This is a genomic window from Kitasatospora sp. NPDC059747 (assembly GCF_042732955.1).
Lineage (GTDB): Bacteria > Actinomycetota > Actinomycetes > Streptomycetales > Streptomycetaceae > Kitasatospora.
Genome location: NZ_JBHWGV010000007.1, coordinates 16,867 through 17,836, shown reverse-complemented (window position 1 = coordinate 17,836; position 970 = coordinate 16,867). Strand labels below are relative to the sequence as shown.

Annotated in this window: 1 protein-coding gene; it reads left to right on the top strand. The window is 73.8% G+C overall.

What is annotated here, in order from left to right; translation table 11 throughout:
* A partial coding sequence (locus tag ACFV4G_RS04810; RefSeq protein WP_380436489.1) for a fibronectin type III domain-containing protein occupies window positions 1–861 on the top strand: 861 nt, incomplete at its 5' end.
* Between the last annotated feature and the right edge of the window lie 109 nt (window positions 862–970).

Sequence of the window (970 nt, the reverse complement as noted above, 5' to 3'; positions counted from 1 at the left end):
GCGACCCTCACTGTCACGGACGCCGCCAACCCGGCCCACACCGCCACCTCGACCGTCACCGTCACGGCCTCGCCCATCGCGGGCACCGCCCCGGGCGCCCCCACCGCACTGACCGCGACGGCCGGCAACGGCCAGGCGGCGCTCGGGTGGACGGCCCCCGCGAGCAACGGCGGCGTCTCCATCACCTCCTACCGCGTCTACCGGGGCACCGCGAGCGGCCAGGAGAGCCTCCTCACCACCGGCGGCTGCAGCGGCCTCGGCGCCGTCCTCTCCTGCACGGACACCGGGCTCACCCCGGGCCAGACGTACTACTACAAGGTCAGCGCCGTGAACTCGATCGGCGAGGGTGCCCAGAGCAACGAGGCCAGTGCCACCCCGACCGGCTGCCCGCCCCGACAGCTGCTCGGCAACCCCGGGTTCGAGACCGGCAGCGCCGCGCCGTGGACCGCCAGCTCGGGTGTCGTCAGCAACAGCGCCACCGAGCCGCCGCACAGCGGCAGTTGGGACGCCTGGCTGGACGGCTACGGCAGCACCCACACCGACACCCTCGCCCAGTCCGTCACCCTGCCGACCGGGTGCGGCACCTACAACCTCTCCTTCTGGCTGCACGTCGACACCGCCGAGACCACCACCACGACGGCCTACGACACGCTCAAGGTGCAGGTCCTCAACAGCTCCGGCACGGTGCTCGCCACCCTGCACACCTACTCCAACCTCGACCACAACACCGGCTACGCGCAGCGGAGTCTCGACCTGTCGCCGTACGCGGGCCAGAGCATCACGCTGAAGTTCACCGGCAGCGAGGACTACGAGAAGCAGACCTCGTTCGTCATCGACGACACCGCGGTCAACGTCTCCTGACGGACCCCGCCCGGGGGGGGCCCCCCCCCCACCGCCGGGGGGGGCCCCCGGGGGGGGGGGGCCCCGCGGGGCGACCCCCGGGGGGCGGGGCCCCCACCACCGCGCCCCG